Here is a 21,559-nt window from a genome sequence, read left to right as displayed (position 1 = left end):
TCTTACGCGATGCGCACGCGGGGGTCGACCACCGCGTACAGGATGTCGGAGATCAGGTTGCCCAGCAGGGTCAGGATCGCCAGGAACGTCATATAGAACATGGAGAAGGGAATATCGCCCGCGACCATCGCGTTATACGAGATGTAGCCGATGCCGGGGATGGCAAACAGCGTCTCTGTGATCAGCGCGCCGGCAAAAAGACCGGGCAGCGAGCCGCCGATGAATGTCACGAGCGGAATAAGCGTGTTGCGGAAGGCATGGTGATAGATGACCTTGTGCTCGGAAAGACCCTTGGCGCGGGCGGTGCGGATGTAGTCGGCGTTGAGCACCTCGAGCATGTTCGTGCGCACATAGCGCATCCACGAGCCGATGGAAATGAACACCAGCGTCACGATGGGCAGCACCAGATGCTTTGCCATATCGAGGATCTGACCAAACTGGCTGAGGGAGTTGAAGTCACGTCCCGTCAGGCCGACAAGGTCGAACCAGCCGAGCTTGACCGAGAAGATGAGCTTTAAGAGCGTCGCGAAGAAGAACGTTGGCAGCGACATACCCAGCAGTGCGACCGTCGTGACGGTGTAGTCAGTCACGCTGTACTGCTTGGTGGCGGCCACGATGCCGAGCGGCACCGCGATGAGAAGCTCGAACACGAGCGAGATAGCGCCCATGATGAACGAGACCCAGATGACCTCGTTGAACTTCTGGATGACGGGCACGGTATACTTCCAGCTGTCGCCGAAGTTGCCGGTGCACAGGTTCTTGAGCTGGACGAAAAAGCCGGGGATGAGGCCCAGGTCCAGACCGTATTGTGCGTTGAGCTGTGCCAGCCACTCCTCATAGGGCTTGGAGCCGGGAGCCTGCGAGAGCTGCCGCGCCATATTCTCCACGTAGGAACTGGGCAGGCAGCGCATGAGCACGTAGATGATGAATGTCACAAAAAAGAGGATCACCACCGACAGCAGCAGGCGTTTTACCAGATATTTGCGCATAGAATCCCTCCGTTTTTTGATAACGGCCGCCCCGCGCCCGGGGCCTTGTCGCCGTTTCGGGTTTGATATGTCTCTCTCTGCATATCAGCCAAATGCTCCGATGCACCGGGGCATTTGGATCATAAGCAGATGTGCCTGAGGCAGGCTACCCCGCGGCAAAAGCCGCAGGGTAGCCATGCGCCTAAGTAACGTTTTTGTGCAGCGACGGAGCTTACTGCAGGTCGAGCAGCTCGATGTCGTTGTACCAGGCCCAGTAGGTGGTGATATCAGGCGTCACGGTGTCGAGGTTGACACGCTTGGCGGAGATGATCACGCAGTTCTGGCGCTGATAGATGGGGATCTCGACTGCCCAGTCGGCCACGATGTCAAGGCACTGCTTATACAGGGTCTTGCGGTAGGTCTGGTCGGTGGACTGACGAGCCATCATGATGAGCTCATCGAGGTCGGCATCCTTGATCCAGTAGGACTTCTCGTTGGAGCCGCCCTGGCTGTGATAGATCTGGAACATATCCGGGTCGGGCGTGGCCTGCCATGCCATGGCGAACATGTCGGCAGTACCGGCGTTGATCGCGTTGGTCATCTCGCTGAAGTTGGACATATCGGAGACGATCAGGTTGAAGCCGATCTCCTTGAGGGCATCGGACGCGAGGGTCAGAGCCATGAAGGAGGGGTGGTCGCCCGTGCCGCCGCCGCCGACCATGACTTCAGCGTCCATGCGGCCGCCGGCGGGAGCAGCGGTGATCTTGCCGTCAGCGACGGTGTAGCCGGCAGCCTCGAAGTAGCCGAGAGCGGCCTGCTTGGCGGCGGCGTATTTGTCGTCGGCGCTCATGCCTTCGGTGTAGATGTCGTTGCCGTTGACGTCAACGGAGAAGGCGACCTTGTAGCCCTCATCGGTAACGCGCGGAGCGGCCCAGGAGGTGTCGGAGATGGGGTAGTTGATGACGTTGGCGAACTCACCGTAGTAGGAGTCGACAGCGACATCGCGGTAAACGGCGATAACCGTGGCGATGGCCTTACGCAGATCCTTGGAGGCCTCATCACCGCCGTTGCCGTCGCCGACCTTCACGCGGTTGGCGTTGAAGCCGACATAGCCGTAGCCGAGGTTGGCGACGAGGTCGGTCTGGATGGTATCGCCGGAGATCTCACCGTTAGAGTTGGCTTCCTTGATCTGCTCGGCAGCTTCCTTGGAGTAGGAGGGGTCAGTGATGTCGATCGTGCCGGAGACAACGCCGGGGATCTTATCGACGTCCTGCATCTCGCGCCAGATGACGGTGTCGATCTTGGGCTCGCCCTTCCAGTAGGTCGGGTTCTTCTGCAGGGTGACAGCACCGTTGGACCAGCCCTCGAAGGTGTACGGGCCGGAGCCGATGGGGGTGGAGGTCACGGACTTGACGTGGGACAGATCGCCCTTGACAAAGCCGAACATGTTGTTGTCGTAGTCATACTTGTCAGTCTCGCCATAGTAGTGCATGGGGCACACGGTGACGGGGAGCTGATAGATGGCGGTGGCGTTGACCTCGGTGAGGGTGACGGTCATGGAGTAGTCACCGGTCTTGACGATACCGGCAACGTTGGGAGCGGACTCGCCGGTCTGGACGGCGACGGTATAGTCGGTGTAGGCGTCGCCCAGCTCAGCCTCGAGGAAGGAGGAGATGCTGGTGCCGGCGGTCTCGGCGTTGATACCGTCATCGGAGATGTCGTAGCCGTACTTAGCAACGATGGCAGCCCAGAAGTCTTCGACGGTCGCGTCATCGGCGAGCTCGAAGCCCCAGTTGCCAGCCTGCGCGGCGACGGAGTCGTCAGCGGTGGCGTAACCGGCGGCGACCACGTAGTCAAGGATCTCCTGGGCGAACTTCACGCCGGCGGCGTTGAAGGCGGTCCAGTAAGCGTTGTACTGCTCTTCGGTGTAGAAGTCGTTGGCGGCGTAGGCGTCAGGACCGGCGGCGAGGATCAGGTTCTGCACAGTCTCCATACCGCTGCGATAGGCTTCCAGACCCTTGATGGGCAGGGAGTACAGCGTGGAAACGCCGTCATAAGCGGGGTCAAGCAGGACATAGTAAGAGAAGATGACATCGTCGATGGTCATTTCCTCACCGTCGGAGAACTTGACGCCCTCTTTCAGCGTGATGTTGTAGTCGACCGTGCCGTCGCTGTTTTCAACGATGTCGCAGTCGGCAATGCCCTTGTAAGTATAGTCGGTGCCGTTGTAGGGACGGACGTCGCCCTCGATGCCCTTGAGGACGACAGAGCCCTCGCGGTCGACGAGAAACAGACCGTCGAAGACCATACCCATGACCTGGTTTTCATAGTCATTGGTATAGAAGAAGGGGGAGAACTTACCGTCGAAGTTCTGCGTGCCGACAACAAGCGTCTTGCCGTCGGTCTGGCCGTCGTCCGTCTTCTTGTCGCCGCAGCCGGCCAGAAGACCAAGACACATGACCAGAGAAAGGATCAGTGCAAGTGTTCTTTTCATTGAATCTACTCCTTTATAAATTTTTGCCAAAACGGGTCGCCCCGTGCAGCACAAAGTAAGATGCCCGCGCGTATACACGCGCGGAAAGGGAAGTGCGCCGCCTATGGACATTTGTGCGCCGAAAAACAGCGCATAGAATTTATTTAATTATAGCATGAAAAGATGAACATTGTACAGAGTAAAATCTTAGAAGTTATCTTTTTTAGGCAATTTGTCCCATTCTGCCTGCATAATTTCGGCGCGCAGAACAAGGACACTCAGTAGGGCTATCAGCTTCAGCAGGACATAGAGCAGCGCGAAAAACGTCTGTCCTGCGTGGTCATTGACGAAAAAGAAGATCAATTCGCACACGACGCCGAGAAGAGAAAAGACCGCCGTGACCGCCGTTCGCACGGGCAGAACGGCCACGCTTTTTTTGTAGTTGTACTCGCGCACCGCGCTCCAGTCCATTCCGAGCTTTACGAGCGCCCAGATGACGCTTCCCGCCGCCAGAAACTCGCCGAGGTAGGGGAGCAGAACGTAAAAACAGTTCTGCATCCCCGGCGCAGGAATGCACCCGCCCGCGGCGACCGCAACGGTCAGAATGGCTGCCATTCCCCACACGGCGCGCTTAGATCTGCGCTGCTTTGCATCATCGTTTTGGCAGGCGTAGAGTGCCCCATCGTAAACATATTCGCCCGCGATGTTCAGATGAAAGTCGTTCAGGTGCTCGCGGCGGCTGTGCTTTTTGTGCTGTTCACCCATTATTCGATGCCCGTGAGGTCAAAGTCCGCGAGGGCCTTCTCCGCCTCGGCGCACACGCCGCGAAGGCACGCTTCGTCAAACGGACTTTCAAGGCCGGCGTTTTTGAGAAGGTCGGTGAACGTCCGGCTGCCGCCCTGCACGGTGTAGGCCATGTAGTGCTGCCAGGCGTTCCCCACGTCCTTGCGGATCATCGCCCAGAATTCGAGCGCCACGGTCTGGGCAAGGCAGTAGTCAATATAATAGAAGGGGCTCGAATAGATGTGGTGCTGGCGCTGCCAGCCCATGCCCTCGGAGTAGAACGGGATCTCGCCGTCAAGCTTCATCCACGGCATGTAGACGCCGAGCAGCTCCTTCCAAACGGCGTGGCGCTCGGCGGGCGTCATTTCGGGCTTTTCATACACGATGTGCTGGAAGTGGTCGACCATCGTGCCGTAGGGGATGAACGTCAGCGCGCCGGAGAGGTGGCTGTAGAGGAACTTTTTCGCGTCGGGGCCGAAAAAGCCGTCCGCCCAGGGCTCTGCGAAGAACTCCATAGACATCGAGTGGACCTCGCAGGCCTCCATGCTCGGCCAGATGTAGTCGATGGGGATGCGCTTGCGGTTCGTCCAGGCCTCGAAGGCGTGACCGGCCTCGTGCGTCACGACCTCGACGTCGTGCTGCGTGCCGTTGAAGTTGGCGAAGATGAACGGCACCTGATAGTCCATGATGCTCGTGCAGTAGCCGCCCGCCTGCTTGCCCTCGGTCGAGAGCACGTCGAGCAGCTCGTCGCGCAGCATCGTTTCGAAGAACTCCTTCGTCTCAGGCGAGAGCTCGCTGTAGAACTTCATACCCTGGGCGAGAATGTCGTCCGGCGTGCCCGCGGGGCGGGGATTGCCGGAACGGAATTCGAGCGCGTTGTCGGCAAAGCTCATCGGATACTGCTTGCCCAGGCGCTTGGCCTGCTCGCGGTACACCTTGTCCGCCACGGGAACGAGATACTTGACGACCGCCTCGCGGAACTTCTCGACGTCGTCTTTCGTATAGCAGTTGCGGCCCATGCGGTAGTAGCCGAGCGTGGTATAGCCCTCGTAGCCGAGCTTTTTGCCCATCGCGTCGCGCAGATGCACGAGCTTGTCGTAGAGCTCGTCGAATTTTGCCTGATTGTCCTTGTACCACTGGCCCTCGGCCTTCCACGTGGCAAGGCGCTTTTCATCGTCAGCGCAGGTCTTGAACGGGGAGAGCTGCGAGAGGGTGTAGACCTTGCCCTCGAACGGGATCTGCGCCGAGGCGAGCAGCTTTTCATACTCCTGCGTCAGGTCGTTTTCCTGCTGCAATTCAGGAATGATGGCGGGGGAGAAGGTCTTGAGCGCGATCTCGGCGTTGACGAACATCAGATCGCCGTATTCCTTCTCAAAGTCCGCGCGGAAGGCACTTTCGAGCATCGCCGCCGTCCACGCCTGATTGTATTCCTCCAGCTCGGGGTTGAAGTTGTTCCAGAATTTTTCCTCGCCGTCGTAGAATTTGTCTCGTGTGTCGATCGAGTGGCGGATGCTCGCAAGCGTCGCGGCGGTGGAGATGTGGCTCATCAGCTCCTGCTGCGAAAGGAACACCTTGCGCGCTTCCTCATAGCTCTTGGCGGCCTTGAGTTCCGCCGTCAGCGCGGAAAGCTGCTGCTTGCTCGCCGCGGGATCGGGGCGGGTGTAGGTCATTTCGGAAAATTTCATGTTGTTTCCTCCATCAAATTTTTATTGTTACATTTCTTATTCTTGCCGGTTATAGATCGCGGACACGTCCTTGCGTCCGCCGCCGATGACGACGACCGCCGCGGCCGCCGTGACGAGCATAAAGCCCGTCAGCACGCCGCGCACGGGGAGAAACGCCACCAGCGCACCCGCGAGCAGATTGCCCGTGAAGCTGCCGACGGTGTTGAGCATGTTGAACGCGCCGTTGAAGCGGCCCTTTTTCTCGTCGGGCACGTAGCTCTGCGTGGCGGAGATGCGGATGGTGTAGCTCGTCACGCCGAGGATACCCGTTAAAAAGCACGAGACCATCATCACCGGCAGCGGGCAGTAGAGATAGAAGCCCTCACACAGCGAGATGACGACATAAACCATCAGGGCAATGGAATACTTATGCTGCACAGGCAGCTTGATTTTATAATGAATGCCGCCGCCGATGGCGCGGCCGAAGATCGCCATGCCCCAGACGAACATATAGATGTATTCGCCGTTATCGAATGTCGACTTGAAGTACGGCAGCGTGATGACCTGCGACGCGCCCGAGGCCAGCATGCTGAATGTGAAATAGATGGCCACGCGCAGAAGCCCCTTTTCACTCATCAGATAGCGAAAGCCCTCTTTGATGTCGCGCAGGAGCTGGCGGCCCGAGGAATGCTGCTCTTCGAGCGCGAGCGCGGCACGCTGCTTTTCGATGTAGTGTTCCTCGGCGCGGATCTGCGTCTCCGCCGTCGCGGCGATGAAGAAGCACAGCGCGTTGATGCCGAGCAGCGGCGCAATGCCGAAGAGATTATAAAAGTACGTTGCGATCGGGATGATGAGCGCCGAGAGCGTCTCCAGCACGCTCGCGATGGAGTAGGCCTTGGAGTAGTTCCCCTCAGAGATCAGCAGGGGATAGAAGCTGTCGTAGGCGACATAGTAGATGCTGTTGATCGAACCGATGATAAAGCAGAAGACCGCGAGCATCGGAAAGCTGAACCAGCCGCGGCTCAGGATCAGCGCAGCGACAAGGTAGACCCCGGAGGAAAGGAAGTCCAGCGTGTAGATCGTCTTCTTGCGCGAAAAGCGGTCGAGGATCGCGCCCGAGAAGATCGGCATGACGATCTGCGGCAGCGTAAATGTCGCAATATAGATGGCATAGAGCAGGTTCGAGCCCGTGTAGTCCAGCACAAGCAGGCTCAGCGCGAAGCCGGACATCGAATTGCCCAGCATCGAGATCACGCTGCCCAATGTGATGATAGTGAAATCCCGCGTCCACAGCGGTGAGACCGGAACTGGCGCGGGAGAAGAGGATTCGTTCATAGAAATAGCCTCCTTCCGGCTTAAGAGCGCAAACAAAAGCCCGCTCGATGCGGGAGGGGGACGGAAATCAACTGTATTATAAAGGATTTCGATAAAAGAATCAACTATAATTCCACCAAATATGGACAAATGCACAAATGCTGCCCCTGTTTTGTACGGCACAGAGGGAGTGTCCGCTTGCCGAGAAGCATGACATGTGCTATAATACCGCCAAACAAAAATAAACTGTGGAGGACATCACCATGCAACATGCACCGGCAAGAGAACTGCTGCATTTTATCAAAAATAGCCCCACCTGCTACCATGTGACCGAGAACATCCGCCAAAAGCTCCTCGCAAACGGCTATACCGAGCTTTCCGAACGCGAACGCTGGGAGGTAGCCCCCGGCGGGAAGTATTTCGTCCGCCGCAACGGCTCGAGCACCATCGCCTTCCGCGTGCCAAAGACGCTCAACGGCGGCTTTACCATGGCTGCGGCGCACTCCGACTCGCCAGCGTTCCGTTTAAAAGAGCATCCCGACCGCCGCAGCGCGCATTATGTCCAGCTCTCGACCGAAAAATACGGCGGCATGCTGATGTCCACGTGGTTCGACCGCCCACTCTCCGTCGCGGGCCGCGTCTTCGTGCGCGCAAACGGCGAGATTGTCGAAAAACTCGTGAGCGTCGACCGTGACCTGCTCGTCATTCCCAATGTCGCCATCCACATGAACCGCACGGCGAACGACGGCATGAAGTACCTCGCGAATATCGACACGCTGCCGCTGCTCGGCGGTAAAGACAGCGGCGGCATCCTGCCCATCGTCGCCAAAGCTGCGGACGTTGCAGAAAACGACATCCTCGGCAGCGACCTGTTCCTCTACTGCCGCGGCGAGGGGACGCTGCTTGGCGAGAACGAGGAGTACATCCTTTCTCCCAAGCTCGACGATCTCGAGTGTGCCTGCGGCTGCCTCGAGGGCTTCCTTGCGGCGAAAGAGAGCGGAAATATCGCCGTCTGCTGCATTTTCGACAATGAAGAGGTCGGCTCGTCCACCAAGCAGGGTGCGGGCTCGACGTTCCTGCGCGACACGCTGCGCCGCATCGCCCTGTGCCTCGGAAAGGACGAGCAGGAGCTCCAGATGATGCTCGCGCGCAGCTTCCTCGTCTCGGCGGACAACGCGCACGCCCAGCACCCTAACCACGGTGAATACGCCGACCCCGACAACTGCCCGTATATGAACGAGGGCGTCGTCATCAAATTCAACGCCAACCAGCGTTACGCGACCGACGGCCGCTCCTGCGCTGTTTTCCGCGCCGTGTGCGAAAACGCAGGCGTTCCCACGCAGGTCATGTCGAACCGCTCCGACCTTGCCGGCGGCTCGACGCTCGGCTCGATCTCCGACACGCTCGTGCCGGTCAGCACGGTGGACATCGGCCTGCCCCAGCTCGCGATGCACTCTTCGTGGGAGACCGCGGGCGTGCAGGACTATGAATTCCTGATCCGCGCGATGACGGAGTATTTCGGCAGCGCACTGTAAGAGACCTGCCGAAACGGTAGACAAAAGCGCGGAAACATGCTAAAATAAAACGATTTTTGATCAAATACGCTTTCAACGACAGAAAGGAAATATATCATGGACGTTAAGAAAATTCTCAAGCACGTTGACCATACCCTCCTCAAGCAGACCGCCACCTGGGAGGACATCAAGCAGATCTGTGACGACGGCATCAAATACGGCTGCGCGAGCGTCTGCATCCCGCAGACCTATGTGAACCACGCCGCACACTATGTTGCCGAGCAGCAGCACTACGGCTTTGGCCAGCTGCCCATCTGCACGGTCATCGGCTTCCCCAACGGCTACACGCCCAGCGGCATCAAGTGCATGGAGGCCGAGTCCGCCGTCGCTGACGGCGCGACCGAGATCGACATGGTCATCAACCTCGGCTGGGTCAAGGAAGGCCAGTACGACAAGATCCTTCAGGAGATCAACTCCGTCAAGATCTCCTGCCACGGCAACATCTTAAAGGTCATCATCGAGACCTGCCTGCTCACCGACGAAGAGAAGATCAAGCTCTGCGAGGTCGTCTCCAATTCTCACGCCGACTATATCAAGACCTCCACGGGCTTTGCCGGCGGCGGCGCGACCCGTGAGGACGTCGCCCTCATGGCCGCCCACATGACCAACGGCAAGAAGATCAAGGCCGCCGGCGGCATTGCGAGTCTGCAGGATGCCGAAGACTTCCTCAAGCTCGGCGCCGACCGCCTCGGCACGTCCCGCATCGTCAAGGCTGTCAAGGAGCTCGAGGCCAAGGGCGAACTTTAAGAAAGGGGAGGGCTCAATATGCCGACTCCGCATAACAGCGCGAAAAAGGGCGACTTCGCCAAGACCGTTCTGATGCCCGGCGACCCGCTGCGCGCGAAGTTCATCGCCGAAACATTTTTAGATGAACCAAGGCTCGTCAACAACGTCCGCGGCGTGCAGGGCTACACAGGCACCTACAAGGGCGTTCCCGTCAGCGTGATGGCCAGCGGCATGGGGATGCCGTCCATCGGTATCTACTCCTACGAGCTGTTCACGCAGTACGATGTCGAGAGCATCATCCGAGTGGGTTCGGCGGGCGCGCTGCAAAAGGACTTGAAGCTCGGTGACGTGGTCGCGGGCATGGGTGCGTGCACCAACTCGAACTACGCCGCGCAGTACGGCCTTGGCGGCACATTTGCCCCCATCGCGGACTTTCAGCTGCTCTCCGCCGCCGTTGAATCGGCGAAGGAGCTCGGCGTCCGCATGGACGTCGGCAACCTCTACTCGTCCGACACGTTCTACGACGCGTCGAACCCGTCGCTCAAGTGGGCGGACATGGGCGTGCTCGCCATCGAGATGGAGGCCGCCGCCCTCTACTGCAACGCCGCCTATACGAAAAAGCGCGGACTTTCCCTCTGCTCGATCTCCGACAATATCCTCACCGGCGAGGAGCTTTCGCCCGAGGCGCGGCAGACGAGCTTCACCGCCATGATGAAAATCGCGCTCGAAACAGCCGTGAAGATGGCGGCAGAATCCCAAAAGTAAGGAGATTATCATGCCATGCGCGTGATCGATATTGAAAACATTGTGACCAACATGAAGGACGACACCCGCTTCGTCCTGCGCTGCGAGGAGGTCTTCCACGACAAGATCAGCTCCGCCGCGGCGAGCATTTTAATGAACAAGGGACAAAAGCCCATCGTCTGCCTGACGGGCCCGAGCGGTTCGGGCAAGACGACGACGGCGATGCGTCTGCGCGAATACCTCGAAAACCTCGGCGTCAAGGTCTGCATGCTCAGCATGGATAACTTTTTCCTGCCGCTTGATCAGCGCCCGCCCGAGGCGAGCGACTGGGAGTCGCCCTACTGCGTGAACCGCGATTTACTCATCGAGGATATCCACCGCCTGATGGACGGCGAGCTCGTGGAGCTGCCGGTCTACGACTTCAAGGCCGGCGGCGTCGGCGGCTACAAGCCCATGCAGGGCGACAAGGACGCCGTCATCATCGCCGAGGGCATCCACATGCTCAACCCGCTGATTTTCGACCAGCTCAGAAGCGAAGCTACGGGCGTTTACGTTGCCCCACGTACGCGTATCATCACGCACAAGGACCGCATCGTTCGTCCCGAGCAGCTGCGCGTGGCGCGCCGCATGATCCGCGACTATCAGGGCCGCGGCCATTCGCTGCGTCAGACCGTCGAGCGCGCCGAGAGTGTCGACCGCGGCGAGCTCAACTACATCATGCCGAACAAGCCGAACGCGAGCATCCACATCGACACGTTCCACGACTACGAGCCGTGCATCCTCGCGCGGTATTTGAAGGAGATCCCCGAGTTTTACAGCCAGCTCGACGATCAGTTTATCGCCGAGCACGGGCTGAGCGACCTGATGGACGTTGTCAACTCCGTGCCGTCGCTGCGCACGGACTATGTCCCGCGCGACTCCATCGTGCGAGAGTTCGTCGGCGGCAGCTGCTTTGAGTATTAAATCGGCAAAATCCGACAACGAACTGCAATTTCTGATTTTGATAATACAAAACGTAATCGAAATTTGGCGCTTTTGCGCGAAAAGGGGAGGGAGAGCGAATGCATTCTGACGAGCGGCGAAAGGCCATTGCCGACGTGCTGCGCGCGGCGGACGCGCCGGTCAGCGCCTCCGCGCTGGCGGAAAAATTCTCCGTCTCGCGCCAGATCATCGTGGGCGATATCGCGCTGCTGCGCTCCTCGGGCGAGGAAATTCTCGCCACTCCGCGCGGCTATGTGACGCCGAAGGAGGCACGCGGCATCCTCCGTCGTGTCGCCGTGAAGCACACGCCGCAGGAGATGGAAGCCGAGCTCAACACCATCGTCGACAACGGCTGTACGGTCATCGACGTCATCGTCGACCACCCCATCTACGGCCAGCTCACCGGCCCGCTGCAAATTTCGAACCGCTACGAGGTCAGCCAGTTCATTGAGCGCTGCAAAAAGGCGGAGCCGCTGTCCAGTCTCACCGACGGCATCCACCTGCACACGCTCTCCTGTCCCGACGAGGCGGCGTTCGAGCGCACGAAGAGTGCGCTGCGCGCACTGCGCGTCCTGCTGGAGGAAAACGGAAATTAAGGGTTGACAATCCTCACACAAGCGATTATAGTGTCATATGCATGTGTCAAGACACCTGCATATGACACTATTTTATTTTTAGGCTGTGAGGATATCATGGAAAAATTCAAAGCGTTCTGCAAACGCAAAAACATTGAAGTTTCGGCCAAGCGCTACGGCATCGATGCGCTCGGCGCAATGGCGCAGGGCCTCTTCTGCTCGCTGCTGATCGGCACGATCATCAAGACGCTCGGCGCACAGCTTGGCGTCCCGTTTTTGACGGATATCGGCACCTATGCAATGTCCGTCTCCGGCCCTGCGATGGCCGTCGCCATCGGCTATGCGCTGCAGGCACCCCCGATGGTGCTCTTCTCCCTCGCGGCGGTGGGCTATGCGGCCAACGCCGAGGGCGGCGCAGGCGGCCCGCTCGCCGTGCTCATCATCGCGATCCTTGCCGCCGAGTGCGGCAAGGCCGTGAGCAAGGAGACGAAGATCGACATTTTGGTGACGCCCGCCGTGACCATCCTGGTTGGCGTCGCGCTCGCCAAGTGGATCGCCCCGCCCATCGGCACGGCGGCCTCGGCATTTGGCATTATCATCGACAATGCGACCAAACTCCAGCCGTTCTGGATGGGCATCGCGGTCTCTGTGCTTGTCGGCGTCGCGCTCACACTGCCGATCTCTTCCGCTGCCATCTGCTCGGTGCTGGGCCTGACGGGTCTTGCCGGCGGCGCGGCCGTCGCGGGCTGCTGCGCGCAGATGGTCGGCTTCGCCGTGATGAGCTTTAAGGAAAACCGCTGGGGCGGCCTTGTCTCTCAGGGCCTCGGCACCTCGATGCTCCAGATGCCGAACATTGTCAGAAATCCCCGCGTCTGGATCGCGCCGACGCTCGCCTCCGCCATCACCGGCCCCATCGCCACGTGCGTGTTCCATCTTGAGATGAACGGTGCACCGATCAACTCCGGTATGGGCACCTGCGGCCTGTGCGGCCTCATCGGCGTGTGGACGGGCTGGGTCTCTCCGAGCGAGGAGGCTGTCGCCAAGGGCGCGGCGGCCATGAGCCCAACGGGCTTTGACTGGCTGGGTCTTATCCTCGTCGCCATCGTGCTGCCCGCCATCCTTGCTCCGCTCATCAATATGGTCTGCCGCCGCCTCGGCTGGGTCAAGGACGGCGACCTGAAGCTCGACTGAGAAAATAACGTGTAAAAAGTGTGGACTTTTTGTAAAGAATCCCATCAATTATCACAAAAAAGTAAAATTGGGGAGAATCGGACTTGATTCTCCCCTTTGCTTTTGCTATACTGTCAGACGAAGTGCGTCCGCACTTCAAAATAAACCGGAGAGCGGCCCGCCGCCGACCGGAAAAATAAGGAAGGATAGAAGAATGAAGAAGTTTTTTGCGCTGCTTCTCGCTCTCGTCATGGTTCTGTCCCTCGTTGCCTGCGGTGATAAGAAGACCGACGACAACCAGGGCGACACCAACACTGACGATCAGCAGGGCGAGACCACCACTTACACCAATCCTGACGATATCGAAGACAACATGACGTCCGAGGACGGCAAGTATGAGATCGCGTTCGTCACCGACGTTGGCCAGCTGAAGGATAAGTCCTTCAACCAGGGCACCTTCGACGGCGTGAAGCTCTATGCCGCCAACAACGGCCTGAGCTACAAGTACTATCAGCCTGCCAACGGCGATCAGGCCACCGATGACGACCGCTACGACGCTATGAAGGCTGCCGTGGACGGCGGCGCCAAGGTCGTTGTCTGCGCCGGCTTCATGCAGGAAAAAGCTCTCAAGCGCGCTGCTGAAGAGTTCACTGATACCTCTTTTGTCTTCATCGACGGCTACAGCCTGAAGGACTCCAATGATCAGGTTCTCTCCAATGTTGCCGGTATCGCCTTCAAGGAAGAGCAGTGCGGCTACTTTGCCGGTTACGCTGTCGTCAAGGAAGGCTATGAGAAGCTCGGCTTCACCGGCGGCGGCGGCGGCACGAACCCCGCCTGCATCCGTTACGGCTGGGGCTTTGCTCAGGGCGCCAACGACGCTGCTAAGGAAATGAATAAGACCGTCGACCTGAACTACTCCTGGGAGTACGGCGCTTCCTTCCAGGCTTCCCCCGAGCTGCAGACCATGGTCTCCGGCTGGTATTCCAACGGCACTGAGATCGTCTTCGCCTGCGGCGGTTCCATGTTCCAGTCCGTCGCCGCTGCCGCTTCCGCTGAGGACGGCAAGGTCGTCGGCGTCGACGTCGACCAGTCCAGCGAGTCCGAGACCGTTGTGACCTCCGCCATGAAGGGCCTGAGCGACGCTGCCGTGTGGGCCATCGCCAAGGTCTATGACGGCACCTTCTCTGAGATCGGCGGCACTGACACCTCTCTGGGTGTTGCTGAGAACTCCGTTGGTCTTCCGACCGATACCTGGTCCATGGAGAACTTCACCGTTGCCGACTATGAGGAGCTCTTCCAGAAGGTTCTCAACGGCGAGCTCACCATCAACAACAACGACAAGATGGCCAACCCCGATGAGGGCGGTCTGACCAACGTCAACGTCAACTACATCGGCGGCTAATTCCCAATAGCGCATACATAAAAGAACGGAAGACTTCGGTCTTCCGTTCTTTTTCACATTTCTGACAGGGAAAGACATGCGAAAACCTTTTGCTTTTCATCGGAAAACGTGATATAGTATAATGTAGTTATGGTTTCCGTCCTCGCAGCGCAGCGCGTGCGGGCCATCAAAACGGAAGGAGGGCGAAAAAACTTGGAGAATCAGTATGCGATCGAAATGCTGAATATCACGAAGAAATTCCCCGGTATTATCGCCAATGACAACATCACCTTACAGCTCAAAAAGGGCGAGATCCACGCCCTGCTCGGTGAAAACGGCGCGGGAAAATCGACCTTAATGTCGGTTCTCTTCGGCCTTTATCAGCCGGAGGAGGGTATCATCAAAAAGGACGGCAAGGTCGTGTCCATCAAGGACCCGAACGACGCCACCGCGCTCGGCATCGGCATGGTGCACCAGCATTTCAAGCTGGTGGACGTTTTCACGGTGCTCGACAACATCATCCTCGGCGCGGAGACGACGAAGTGCGGCTTTTTGCAGAAGAAAGAGGCACGCAAAAAGGTCGAGGAGATCTCGAAGCGCTACGGCCTGAACGTCGACCTTGACGCGAAGGTCGAGGATATCACAGTCGGCATGCAGCAGCGCGTCGAAATTCTGAAGATGCTGTATCGCGACAACGAGATCCTCATCTTCGACGAGCCGACCGCGGTGCTTACCCCGCAGGAGATCGAGGAGCTGATGGCCACGATGAAGGAGTTTGCCCGCGAAGGCAAGTCCATCCTGTTCATCTCCCACAAGCTCAACGAGATCATGGAGGTCTCCGACCGCGTGAGCGTCCTGCGCAAGGGCAAGTATATCGGCACGGTCAACACGAGCGAGACCACCAAGCAGGAGCTTTCCAACATGATGGTCGGCCGCCCCGTGCAGCTCGAGGTCACGAAGGACGAGGCCAAGCCTGCGGGCGAGGTCTTGAAGGTCGACCACCTCTGCGTCCACTCCCACGTGCAAAAGCGCAACGCCGTGAACGACGTTTCCTTCACCGTTCGCGCGGGAGAGATCGTCTGCATCGCCGGTATCGACGGCAACGGTCAGACGGAGCTTGTCTACGGCCTGACGGGCCTTGATAAGCCGTCCTCCGGCACGATCACCCTCTGCGGCAAGGATATCTCTCATGCCTCCATCCGCCACCGCGGCGAGCACATGAGCCACATTCCCGAAGACCGCCACAAGCACGGCCTCGTGCTCGACTTCACACTCGAGCAGAATATGGTGCTCCAGCGCTTCAACGAGCCGCGCTTTGAAAACCACGGCTTTATCAACAACAAGGCCGTGCGCGACTATGCCAACTACCTGATCGACAAATTCGACGTGCGCAGCGGCCAGGGCGCGATTACGCGCGCGCGTTCCATGTCCGGCGGCAACCAGCAGAAGGCCATCATCGCCCGCGAGGTCGACCGCGACAAGGATCTCATCGTCGCCGTGCAGCCCACGCGCGGCCTTGACGTCGGCGCCATCGAATTCATCCACAGCCAGCTCGTCGCCGAGCGCGACCGCGGCAAGGCGATTTTGCTCGTCTCGCTCGAGCTGGACGAGGTCATGAGCCTCTCTGACCGCATCCTCGTCATGTACGAGGGAGAGATCGTCGGCGAGCTCGACCCGAAGAAAACCACCGTCGAAGAGCTCGGCCTTTACATGGCCGGCGCCAAGCGCATGGCGAAGGAGGAGGCGGCCGTATGAAAAAAGAACACTTCCTGCAAAGCGAAGGCTTCAAGACCGTCGCGGCGTCCGTCCTCTCGATCCTGATCGGCCTCGCCGTCGGCAGCATCGTCATTTTGATCGTCGGTCTCACGAGCCCGAACCTCTCGCTCTCCTCGGCGTGGGACGGCATCCGCATCGTGTTCGGCGGCCTGTTCTCCACGGGACGCGACGCCTCCGGCACGCTGACGTGGGGCTTCAACCCGACGAATATCGGCAACATGCTCTTCCGTGCCGCGCCGCTCATCATGACGGGCCTTTCCGTCGGCATGGCGTATAAAACGGGCCTTTTCAACATCGGCGCGCCGGGCCAGTACCTCATCGGTACGCTCGTGTCGCTCTCCATCGCCCTCGGTCTTCCGTCCGAGACGATGTCCACCACGCTCATCTGGCTGCTCGCCTTTCTCGGCGGCACGCTCGCGGGTGCGATCTGGGGCGCGATCCCCGGCCTTTTCAAGGCCCTGCTCAACATCAACGAGGTGCTCGCCTGCATCATGACGAACTGGATCGCGGCGAACCTCGTCACGTGGCTCTTTGATATCAGCAACTTTAAGAACGTCACCGAGTCCACCAAGACCGGCTACATCTACAAGACGACCTACAACGGCGTTGCCACCGCGAAGATGGGCCTTGACAAGCTCTTCCCGAACTCCCAGGTCAACGGCGGCATCCTCATCGCCATCGTCTTTGCAGTCGCCGTTTACGTGATGATGTCCAAGACGACGTTCGGCTATCAGCTCAAAGCCTGCGGCGCCAACCGTCATGCCGCGCGCTACGCCGGTATCGCCGACAAGCGCAACATCGTCATCTCCATGGCGATCGCGGGCGGACTGAGCGCGGCGGGCGCTTCGCTCTACTATCTCTCCGGCAACACAGAGTTCTTCTGGTCCACGTACCAGTCGCTCCCTGCCATCGGCTTCAACGGCATCCCTGTTGCGATGCTCGCCTCCTGTAACCCCATCGGCATCATCTTCACGGCGCTGTTCATGTCGATGCTCGATATCTCGGGCCTGCAGCTGACGAACCTGACGGCCTATAACGAGTACATCACGAACGTCATCATCGCCGTCATCGTGTACCTCAGCGCCTTCTCGCTGGTCATCAAGATGTGGATCGGCAAGCTCGGCAAGAAGAAGGACGACGGCGCGGATGCCAACGCGGAGCCCGCACCGGCGGCAGCTTCCGCACCAGCCGGTGCACAAGCGGAAACGGAGAAAGGAGGCGACGCGAAATGACATTCCTCATTCAGCAGACGCTCATTTATGCCGTCCCTCTGATGATCGTGGCGCTTGCGGGCGTGTTCGCCGAGCGCAGCGGTATCATCAACCTGGCGCTCGAAGGTATCATGGTCTTCGGCGCGTTCATCGGCGTCTGGTTCGTGCGCATTTTGCAGACGAGCGACGCCATCCTCTCCCTCAAGCAGAGCGGCAACTGGGTCGCACTTCAGGGCGTGGAGCTTCTCACGATGCTGGTCGCGGCGGCCTTCGGCGCGCTGTTCTCGCTGCTTCTGAGCTTTGCGTCCATCAACCTGCGCGCTGACCAGACCATCGGCGGCACGGCGCTGAACCTGATGGCTCCCGCACTCGTGCTGTTCTTCATCCGCATCATCGCCAACCAGAATACGCTGCAGATGCTCACGGGCGACGCGGCGAGCTGGTTCATGATCAAAAAGTCTACGCTCGGCATCGACAAGAACACCGACCTCGGCTTTTTCGGCGAGACGTTCGTCAACAAGGTCTACCTTGCGACCTACGTCTGCATCCTGCTTTTCATCATCCTGTCGATCCTGCTCTATAAGACGCGCTTCGGCCTGCGCCTGCGCGCCTGCGGCGAAAATCCCCAGGCGGCGGATTCGCTGGGCATCAACGTCTACAAGATGCGCTACGCGGGCACGACCATTTCCGGCGCGCTCGCGGGCATGGGCGGCTTCGTCTATGCGCTGACAACGGCAAACTGCGCCTCGAACGGCGACGTTGCGGGCTTCGGCTTCCTCGCACTGGCCGTTATGATCTTCGGCAACTGGAAGCCCGTGAATATCGCGGCCTCCTCGCTGCTGTTCGGCCTCTTCAAGTGCATCGCGGCGAGCTACGCGAGTATCGACATCAACGGCGACGGCGTCTACATGCTCGCCGAGATCGGCATCAGCGCCCATCTCTACCGCATGCTGCCCTACATCGTCACGCTGCTTGTGCTGGCGTTCACGTCCAAGAGCTCCCGCGCCCCCAAGGCCGAGGGCATCCCCTACGACAAGGGCCAGCGGTAAACGCACATCAAAAAGCGGTATGGCACGGCCATACCGCTTTTTTTGCAGACTGAATATTTAAAATGGAGAGAACTATGGAGATCAGAGAAATTACGACTCCCGATGAAAAGCGGCGCATTACGCGCTTTATTTTAGAATCGCTGCCCGACTGGTTTGGCATTCCAGAGGCGCGCGAGGAATACATCGAAAAGAGTGTTAAGCAGCCGTTTTTCGCCGCGTTCGACGGCGAGAACGCCGTCGGCTTCCTTTACCTTGCCGAAACGGGGAGGGATACGGCGGAACTCTATGTCATGGGCGTGCTGAAAGAATACCACCGCCGCGGCGTCGGCAAGATACTCTTTGCCGCAGCGAAGCAGCGGGCGAAGGAGCTTGGCTACTCGTTTTTGCAGGTCAAGACCGTGCAGATGGGGAAGTACCCTGAGTACGACGCGACGAACCGCTTCTATCTCGCCCTCGGTTTTGGCGAGTTTGAGGTATTCCCGACGCTCTGGGACGAGTGGAACCCGTGTCAAATCTACGTGATGAGCCTGAAATAAGAAAATGTTGGAACTTTTTCCCGCCGTTTTGCGTCTATAAAAGCAGAAAAACAGGGGAGGGAAGCATATGACCGTCCGCGAACCGAAAAAACGCTCTGATTTGCGGCTGAAGCTCGGCGGCGCGTATTTTAGCGCGCAGCGAAAACTCAGATGGCTTTCGATGCGGAAGCATTTTGCGCGCGAGCGCAGCGGGGAAGATTTAGCATATCAGGCGTTTTCCCACCATACGCCGCTCATGCGAAAGCTCAAGGACGTCGACATGCAGCTCCAGCGCAACAAGGTGACGAATCTCCGCCTCGCCTGTGCGCGGCTCGACGGGCTTTTGCTGCGCCCCGGTGAAACGATGAGCTACTGGTATCTCATCGGAAAGCCGACAGCGGGGAAGGGGTATCTGCCCGGCATGATCCTGCGCAACGGCGGGTATCTGGCCGCGACGGGCGGCGGGCTCTGCCAGCTCTCAAACCTCATCTACTGGATGACGCTGCACACGCCGCTCACGGTCGTCGAGCGCCACCGCCACGGCTACGACGTCTTTCCCGACGCGAACCGCACGCAGCCCTTCGGCAGCGGTGCGACCTGCTTTTACCCCTATCTTGACCTGATGATCCGCAACGACACACAGGACACCTATCAGATGCGCGTCCGCGTCGGCAAAACAGACCTTGAGGGCGAGTGGCGCGTGAGCGCCGAGCCGACCGAGCGCTATGCGGTCGTCGAGCGCAACCACGAGATGCGCGCGCAGTACTGGGGCGGCTACATCCGCCACAACGAGCTCTACCGGCAGACGTTTGATTTGCAGGGCAAGCTGCTCGCGGAGACGCCTGTCGCCGTGAACGACGCGGTGATGATGTATTCGCCGTATCTGGAAGAAAGCAAAAAGGAAGGCTGAAAGCCTTCCTTTTATTCAGCCGTTTCGTCCGCCTCTTCGGGCGTATCCTCTTCCTCGGGTTCTTCCCACGGCTGCATCGTGGCGACGCAGCGGTTGATGTTCTTGCCCTCGGCATAGAATTTGGCCTCGTAGTCGGTCATCACGCCGCGCTGTCCGTTCGCGTGCAGATCGCGTGTGACCTCAGAGAGTTCGAAGCCAAACTGCGGGATCTCCTCGATCGACCACTCAAACAGCGGGTCGTTGTCGGTCTTGAAATGAATTTGGCCGTTGTCCTTGAGCACCTTGCGGTAGAGCTTCAAGAAATTGCCGTGCGTCAGCCGGCGCTTGGCCTGCCGCTTGGGAGGCCACGGGTCGCAGAAGTTGACATAGATGCGGTCGACCTCACCCGCATCGAAGATCTCAGGCAGCTGGTTGGCATCGATGTCGATGAAGAAGACGTTGTGTAGCTCTGCCTTCGCCGCGCGCTCCATTGCGACGACCATCGCGTCGGGCACCTTTTCGACCGCGATGAGCAGCACGTCGGGTTCCGCCGCCGCAGTCTCGACGGTGAAGCGGCCCTTGCCGCAGCCGAGCTCCACGCGGATCTCCTTCGCCTCGGGCATCAAGTCGTGCCAGCGGCCCTTGCGCTCGTAGGGGTCCTTGATCTGATACGCCCCGCACCGCTCCATGCGGGGAAGCAGGTTTTTCTTTTTGCGCATTCGCATAGAATGAACCTCGTTTTCCTATAATTAAAGCCTATCATATCGAAAATTGGTGCAAGAGACAAGTCATTTTAAAAATTTTATACAAGAGTTGCTGCATTGGGAGAAAAGATCATTAAAAATGCAACGTTTCTTGCAATGACACCGGAAAAGTGTGAAACTTTTTTGAAAAAAGTGATTTTTCTCTTGCAAATATGCCTTGCCGCCCATATAATAGGGGGGCAGTTGAAGAAGACAGGAGGAGACACACGATGTCTTTTGTCAAATATGAACCCAAGGGCAACATTGCCTATCTCATCATTGACCGCGAAAAGGCGCTCAACGCGCTCAATTCTCAGGTGCTCGCCGATCTCGATGCCGCGCTCGACGCGGTGGACTTGAACGAGATCCGCTGCCTGATAGTCCGCGGCGCGGGCGAGAAGTCCTTTGTCGCCGGCGCGGACATCGCGCAGATGAAGAATCTCGATAAGAAAGAGGCCGAGGCCTTCGGCAAGCAGGGCAACGACGTCATGCGCAAGCTCGAAGCGTTCCCCATCCCGACGATCGCGGCGGTGGGCGGCTATGCCCTCGGCGGCGGCTGCGAGCTCGCGATGAGCTGCGACTTCCGCATCTGCTCCGATACCGCCGTCTTCGGCCAGCCCGAGACAGGCCTTGGCATCACGCCGGGCTTTGGCGGCACACAGCGCCTTGCCCGCCTCGTCGGCCCCGGCATGGCCAAGCAGATGATCTACACCGCCCGCAACATCAAGGCGGACGAGGCCTACCGCATCGGCCTTGTCAACGCGGTCTATCCGCTTTCTGACCTCTACGCCGCGGCGGAAAAGCTTGCCGGCCAGATCGCTGGCAACGCGCCCATCGCGGTGCGCGCGTCCAAGCAGGCCATCAACGACGGCCTTCAGGTCGACATTGACCGCGCCGTCGTGATCGAGGAGAAGGCCTTCGGCTCCTGCTTCCAGAGCGCCGACCAGCAGGAGGGCATGGGCGCCTTCCTCGAAAAGCGCAAGCACGAGCCCTTTATCAACAAGTGATTCCATAGAATTATCT

19 protein-coding genes are annotated in these 21,559 nt (G+C 59.0%); 13 read left to right on the top strand and 6 right to left on the bottom strand.

Annotation, left to right across the window (positions count from 1 at the left end):
- Positions 1-2: 2 nt before the first annotated feature.
- The 5 genes from NI20_RS0102720 to NI20_RS0102700 form a co-directional block, all read right to left on the bottom strand.
- Positions 3-989 (bottom strand): ABC transporter permease, encoded by a 987-nt coding sequence (locus NI20_RS0102720; RefSeq protein WP_033119902.1) that lies wholly within the window; start codon positions 987-989, stop codon positions 3-5.
- Positions 990-1,200: 211 nt separating this feature from the next.
- Positions 1,201-3,462 carry an ABC transporter substrate-binding protein gene (locus tag NI20_RS0102715; protein ID WP_033119901.1) on the bottom strand — a complete coding sequence of 754 codons (2,262 nt, stop codon included), beginning with the start codon at positions 3,460-3,462 and terminating at the stop codon, positions 1,201-1,203.
- Between the two features lie 186 nt (positions 3,463-3,648).
- A complete protein-coding gene (locus tag NI20_RS0102710; protein ID WP_033119900.1) occupies positions 3,649-4,206 on the bottom strand; it encodes a hypothetical protein in 558 nt (185 codons plus the stop codon).
- Positions 4,206-5,909, bottom strand: coding sequence for a M3 family oligoendopeptidase (locus tag NI20_RS0102705; protein ID WP_033119899.1), 1,704 nt, complete (start codon positions 5,907-5,909; stop codon positions 4,206-4,208). Before NI20_RS0102705 ends, NI20_RS0102710 begins: the two co-directional genes overlap by 1 nt.
- A gap of 36 nt (positions 5,910-5,945) precedes the next feature.
- Positions 5,946-7,223 carry an MFS transporter gene (locus tag NI20_RS0102700; protein ID WP_033119898.1) on the bottom strand — a complete coding sequence of 426 codons (1,278 nt, stop codon included), beginning with the start codon at positions 7,221-7,223 and terminating at the stop codon, positions 5,946-5,948.
- 242 nt (positions 7,224-7,465) lie between these two features.
- Here NI20_RS0102700 and NI20_RS0102695 point away from each other — a divergent pair, with 242 nt between their 5' ends.
- The 12 genes from NI20_RS0102695 to NI20_RS0102640 all read left to right on the top strand — a co-directional run bounded on the left by NI20_RS0102695 (position 7,466) and on the right by NI20_RS0102640 (position 19,814).
- The gene (locus NI20_RS0102695) at positions 7,466-8,737 is read left to right on the top strand and encodes a M18 family aminopeptidase (RefSeq protein ID WP_033119897.1); all 1,272 of its coding nucleotides are present in this window, start codon (positions 7,466-7,468) and stop codon (positions 8,735-8,737) included.
- Between the two features lie 96 nt (positions 8,738-8,833).
- The gene (deoC, locus tag NI20_RS0102690; protein ID WP_033119896.1) at positions 8,834-9,523 is read left to right on the top strand and encodes a deoxyribose-phosphate aldolase; all 690 of its coding nucleotides are present in this window, start codon (positions 8,834-8,836) and stop codon (positions 9,521-9,523) included.
- An 18-nt stretch (positions 9,524-9,541) separates the two neighbouring features.
- On the top strand, positions 9,542-10,267 hold the full coding sequence (gene deoD / locus NI20_RS0102685) for a purine-nucleoside phosphorylase (RefSeq protein ID WP_033119895.1): 726 nt from the start codon (positions 9,542-9,544) through the stop codon (positions 10,265-10,267).
- A gap of 15 nt (positions 10,268-10,282) precedes the next feature.
- The gene (locus tag NI20_RS0102680) at positions 10,283-11,209 is read left to right on the top strand and encodes a uridine kinase (RefSeq protein ID WP_033119894.1); all 927 of its coding nucleotides are present in this window, start codon (positions 10,283-10,285) and stop codon (positions 11,207-11,209) included.
- A 98-nt stretch (positions 11,210-11,307) separates the two neighbouring features.
- Positions 11,308-11,823: a transcription repressor NadR gene (locus NI20_RS0102675; protein WP_033119893.1), complete on the top strand. Its 516-nt coding sequence runs from the start codon at positions 11,308-11,310 to the stop codon at positions 11,821-11,823.
- A gap of 96 nt (positions 11,824-11,919) precedes the next feature.
- Positions 11,920-12,993, top strand: coding sequence for a PTS transporter subunit IIC (locus NI20_RS0102670; protein WP_033119892.1), 1,074 nt, complete (start codon positions 11,920-11,922; stop codon positions 12,991-12,993).
- A 193-nt stretch (positions 12,994-13,186) separates the two neighbouring features.
- On the top strand, positions 13,187-14,374 hold the full coding sequence (locus NI20_RS0102665) for a BMP family protein (RefSeq protein ID WP_033119891.1): 1,188 nt from the start codon (positions 13,187-13,189) through the stop codon (positions 14,372-14,374).
- 216 nt (positions 14,375-14,590) lie between these two features.
- Positions 14,591-16,108: an ABC transporter ATP-binding protein gene (locus NI20_RS0102660; protein ID WP_033119923.1), complete on the top strand. Its 1,518-nt coding sequence runs from the start codon at positions 14,591-14,593 to the stop codon at positions 16,106-16,108.
- A complete protein-coding gene (locus tag NI20_RS0102655; protein WP_033119890.1) occupies positions 16,105-17,361 on the top strand; it encodes an ABC transporter permease in 1,257 nt (418 codons plus the stop codon). The genes NI20_RS0102660 and NI20_RS0102655 overlap by 4 nt, the downstream gene beginning before the upstream one ends.
- Entirely contained in the window at positions 17,358-18,389 is a 1,032-nt protein-coding gene (locus NI20_RS0102650) for an ABC transporter permease (RefSeq protein WP_033119889.1), read from the top strand. The genes NI20_RS0102655 and NI20_RS0102650 overlap by 4 nt, the downstream gene beginning before the upstream one ends.
- A gap of 74 nt (positions 18,390-18,463) precedes the next feature.
- Entirely contained in the window at positions 18,464-18,925 is a 462-nt protein-coding gene (locus NI20_RS0102645) for a GNAT family N-acetyltransferase (protein ID WP_033119888.1), read from the top strand.
- A 67-nt stretch (positions 18,926-18,992) separates the two neighbouring features.
- On the top strand, positions 18,993-19,814 hold the full coding sequence (locus NI20_RS0102640) for a VanW family protein (RefSeq protein WP_033119887.1): 822 nt from the start codon (positions 18,993-18,995) through the stop codon (positions 19,812-19,814).
- A gap of 11 nt (positions 19,815-19,825) precedes the next feature.
- Here the strand turns inward: NI20_RS0102640 and trmB are convergent, their stop codons facing one another.
- A complete protein-coding gene (gene trmB, locus NI20_RS0102635; protein ID WP_033119886.1) occupies positions 19,826-20,518 on the bottom strand; it encodes a tRNA (guanosine(46)-N7)-methyltransferase TrmB in 693 nt (230 codons plus the stop codon).
- Positions 20,519-20,766: 248 nt separating this feature from the next.
- Here trmB and NI20_RS0102630 point away from each other — a divergent pair, with 248 nt between their 5' ends.
- Positions 20,767-21,543, top strand: a complete 777-nt coding sequence (locus NI20_RS0102630; protein ID WP_033119885.1) for an enoyl-CoA hydratase-related protein — start codon at positions 20,767-20,769, stop codon at positions 21,541-21,543.
- The last annotated feature ends 16 nt before the right edge of the window (positions 21,544-21,559 follow it).

The organism is Oscillibacter sp. ER4 (assembly GCF_000765235.1).
Classification (GTDB): Bacteria; Bacillota; Clostridia; order Oscillospirales; family Oscillospiraceae; genus Hominicoprocola; species Hominicoprocola fusiformis.
This window is presented reverse-complemented; position numbering and strand designations above follow the sequence as displayed.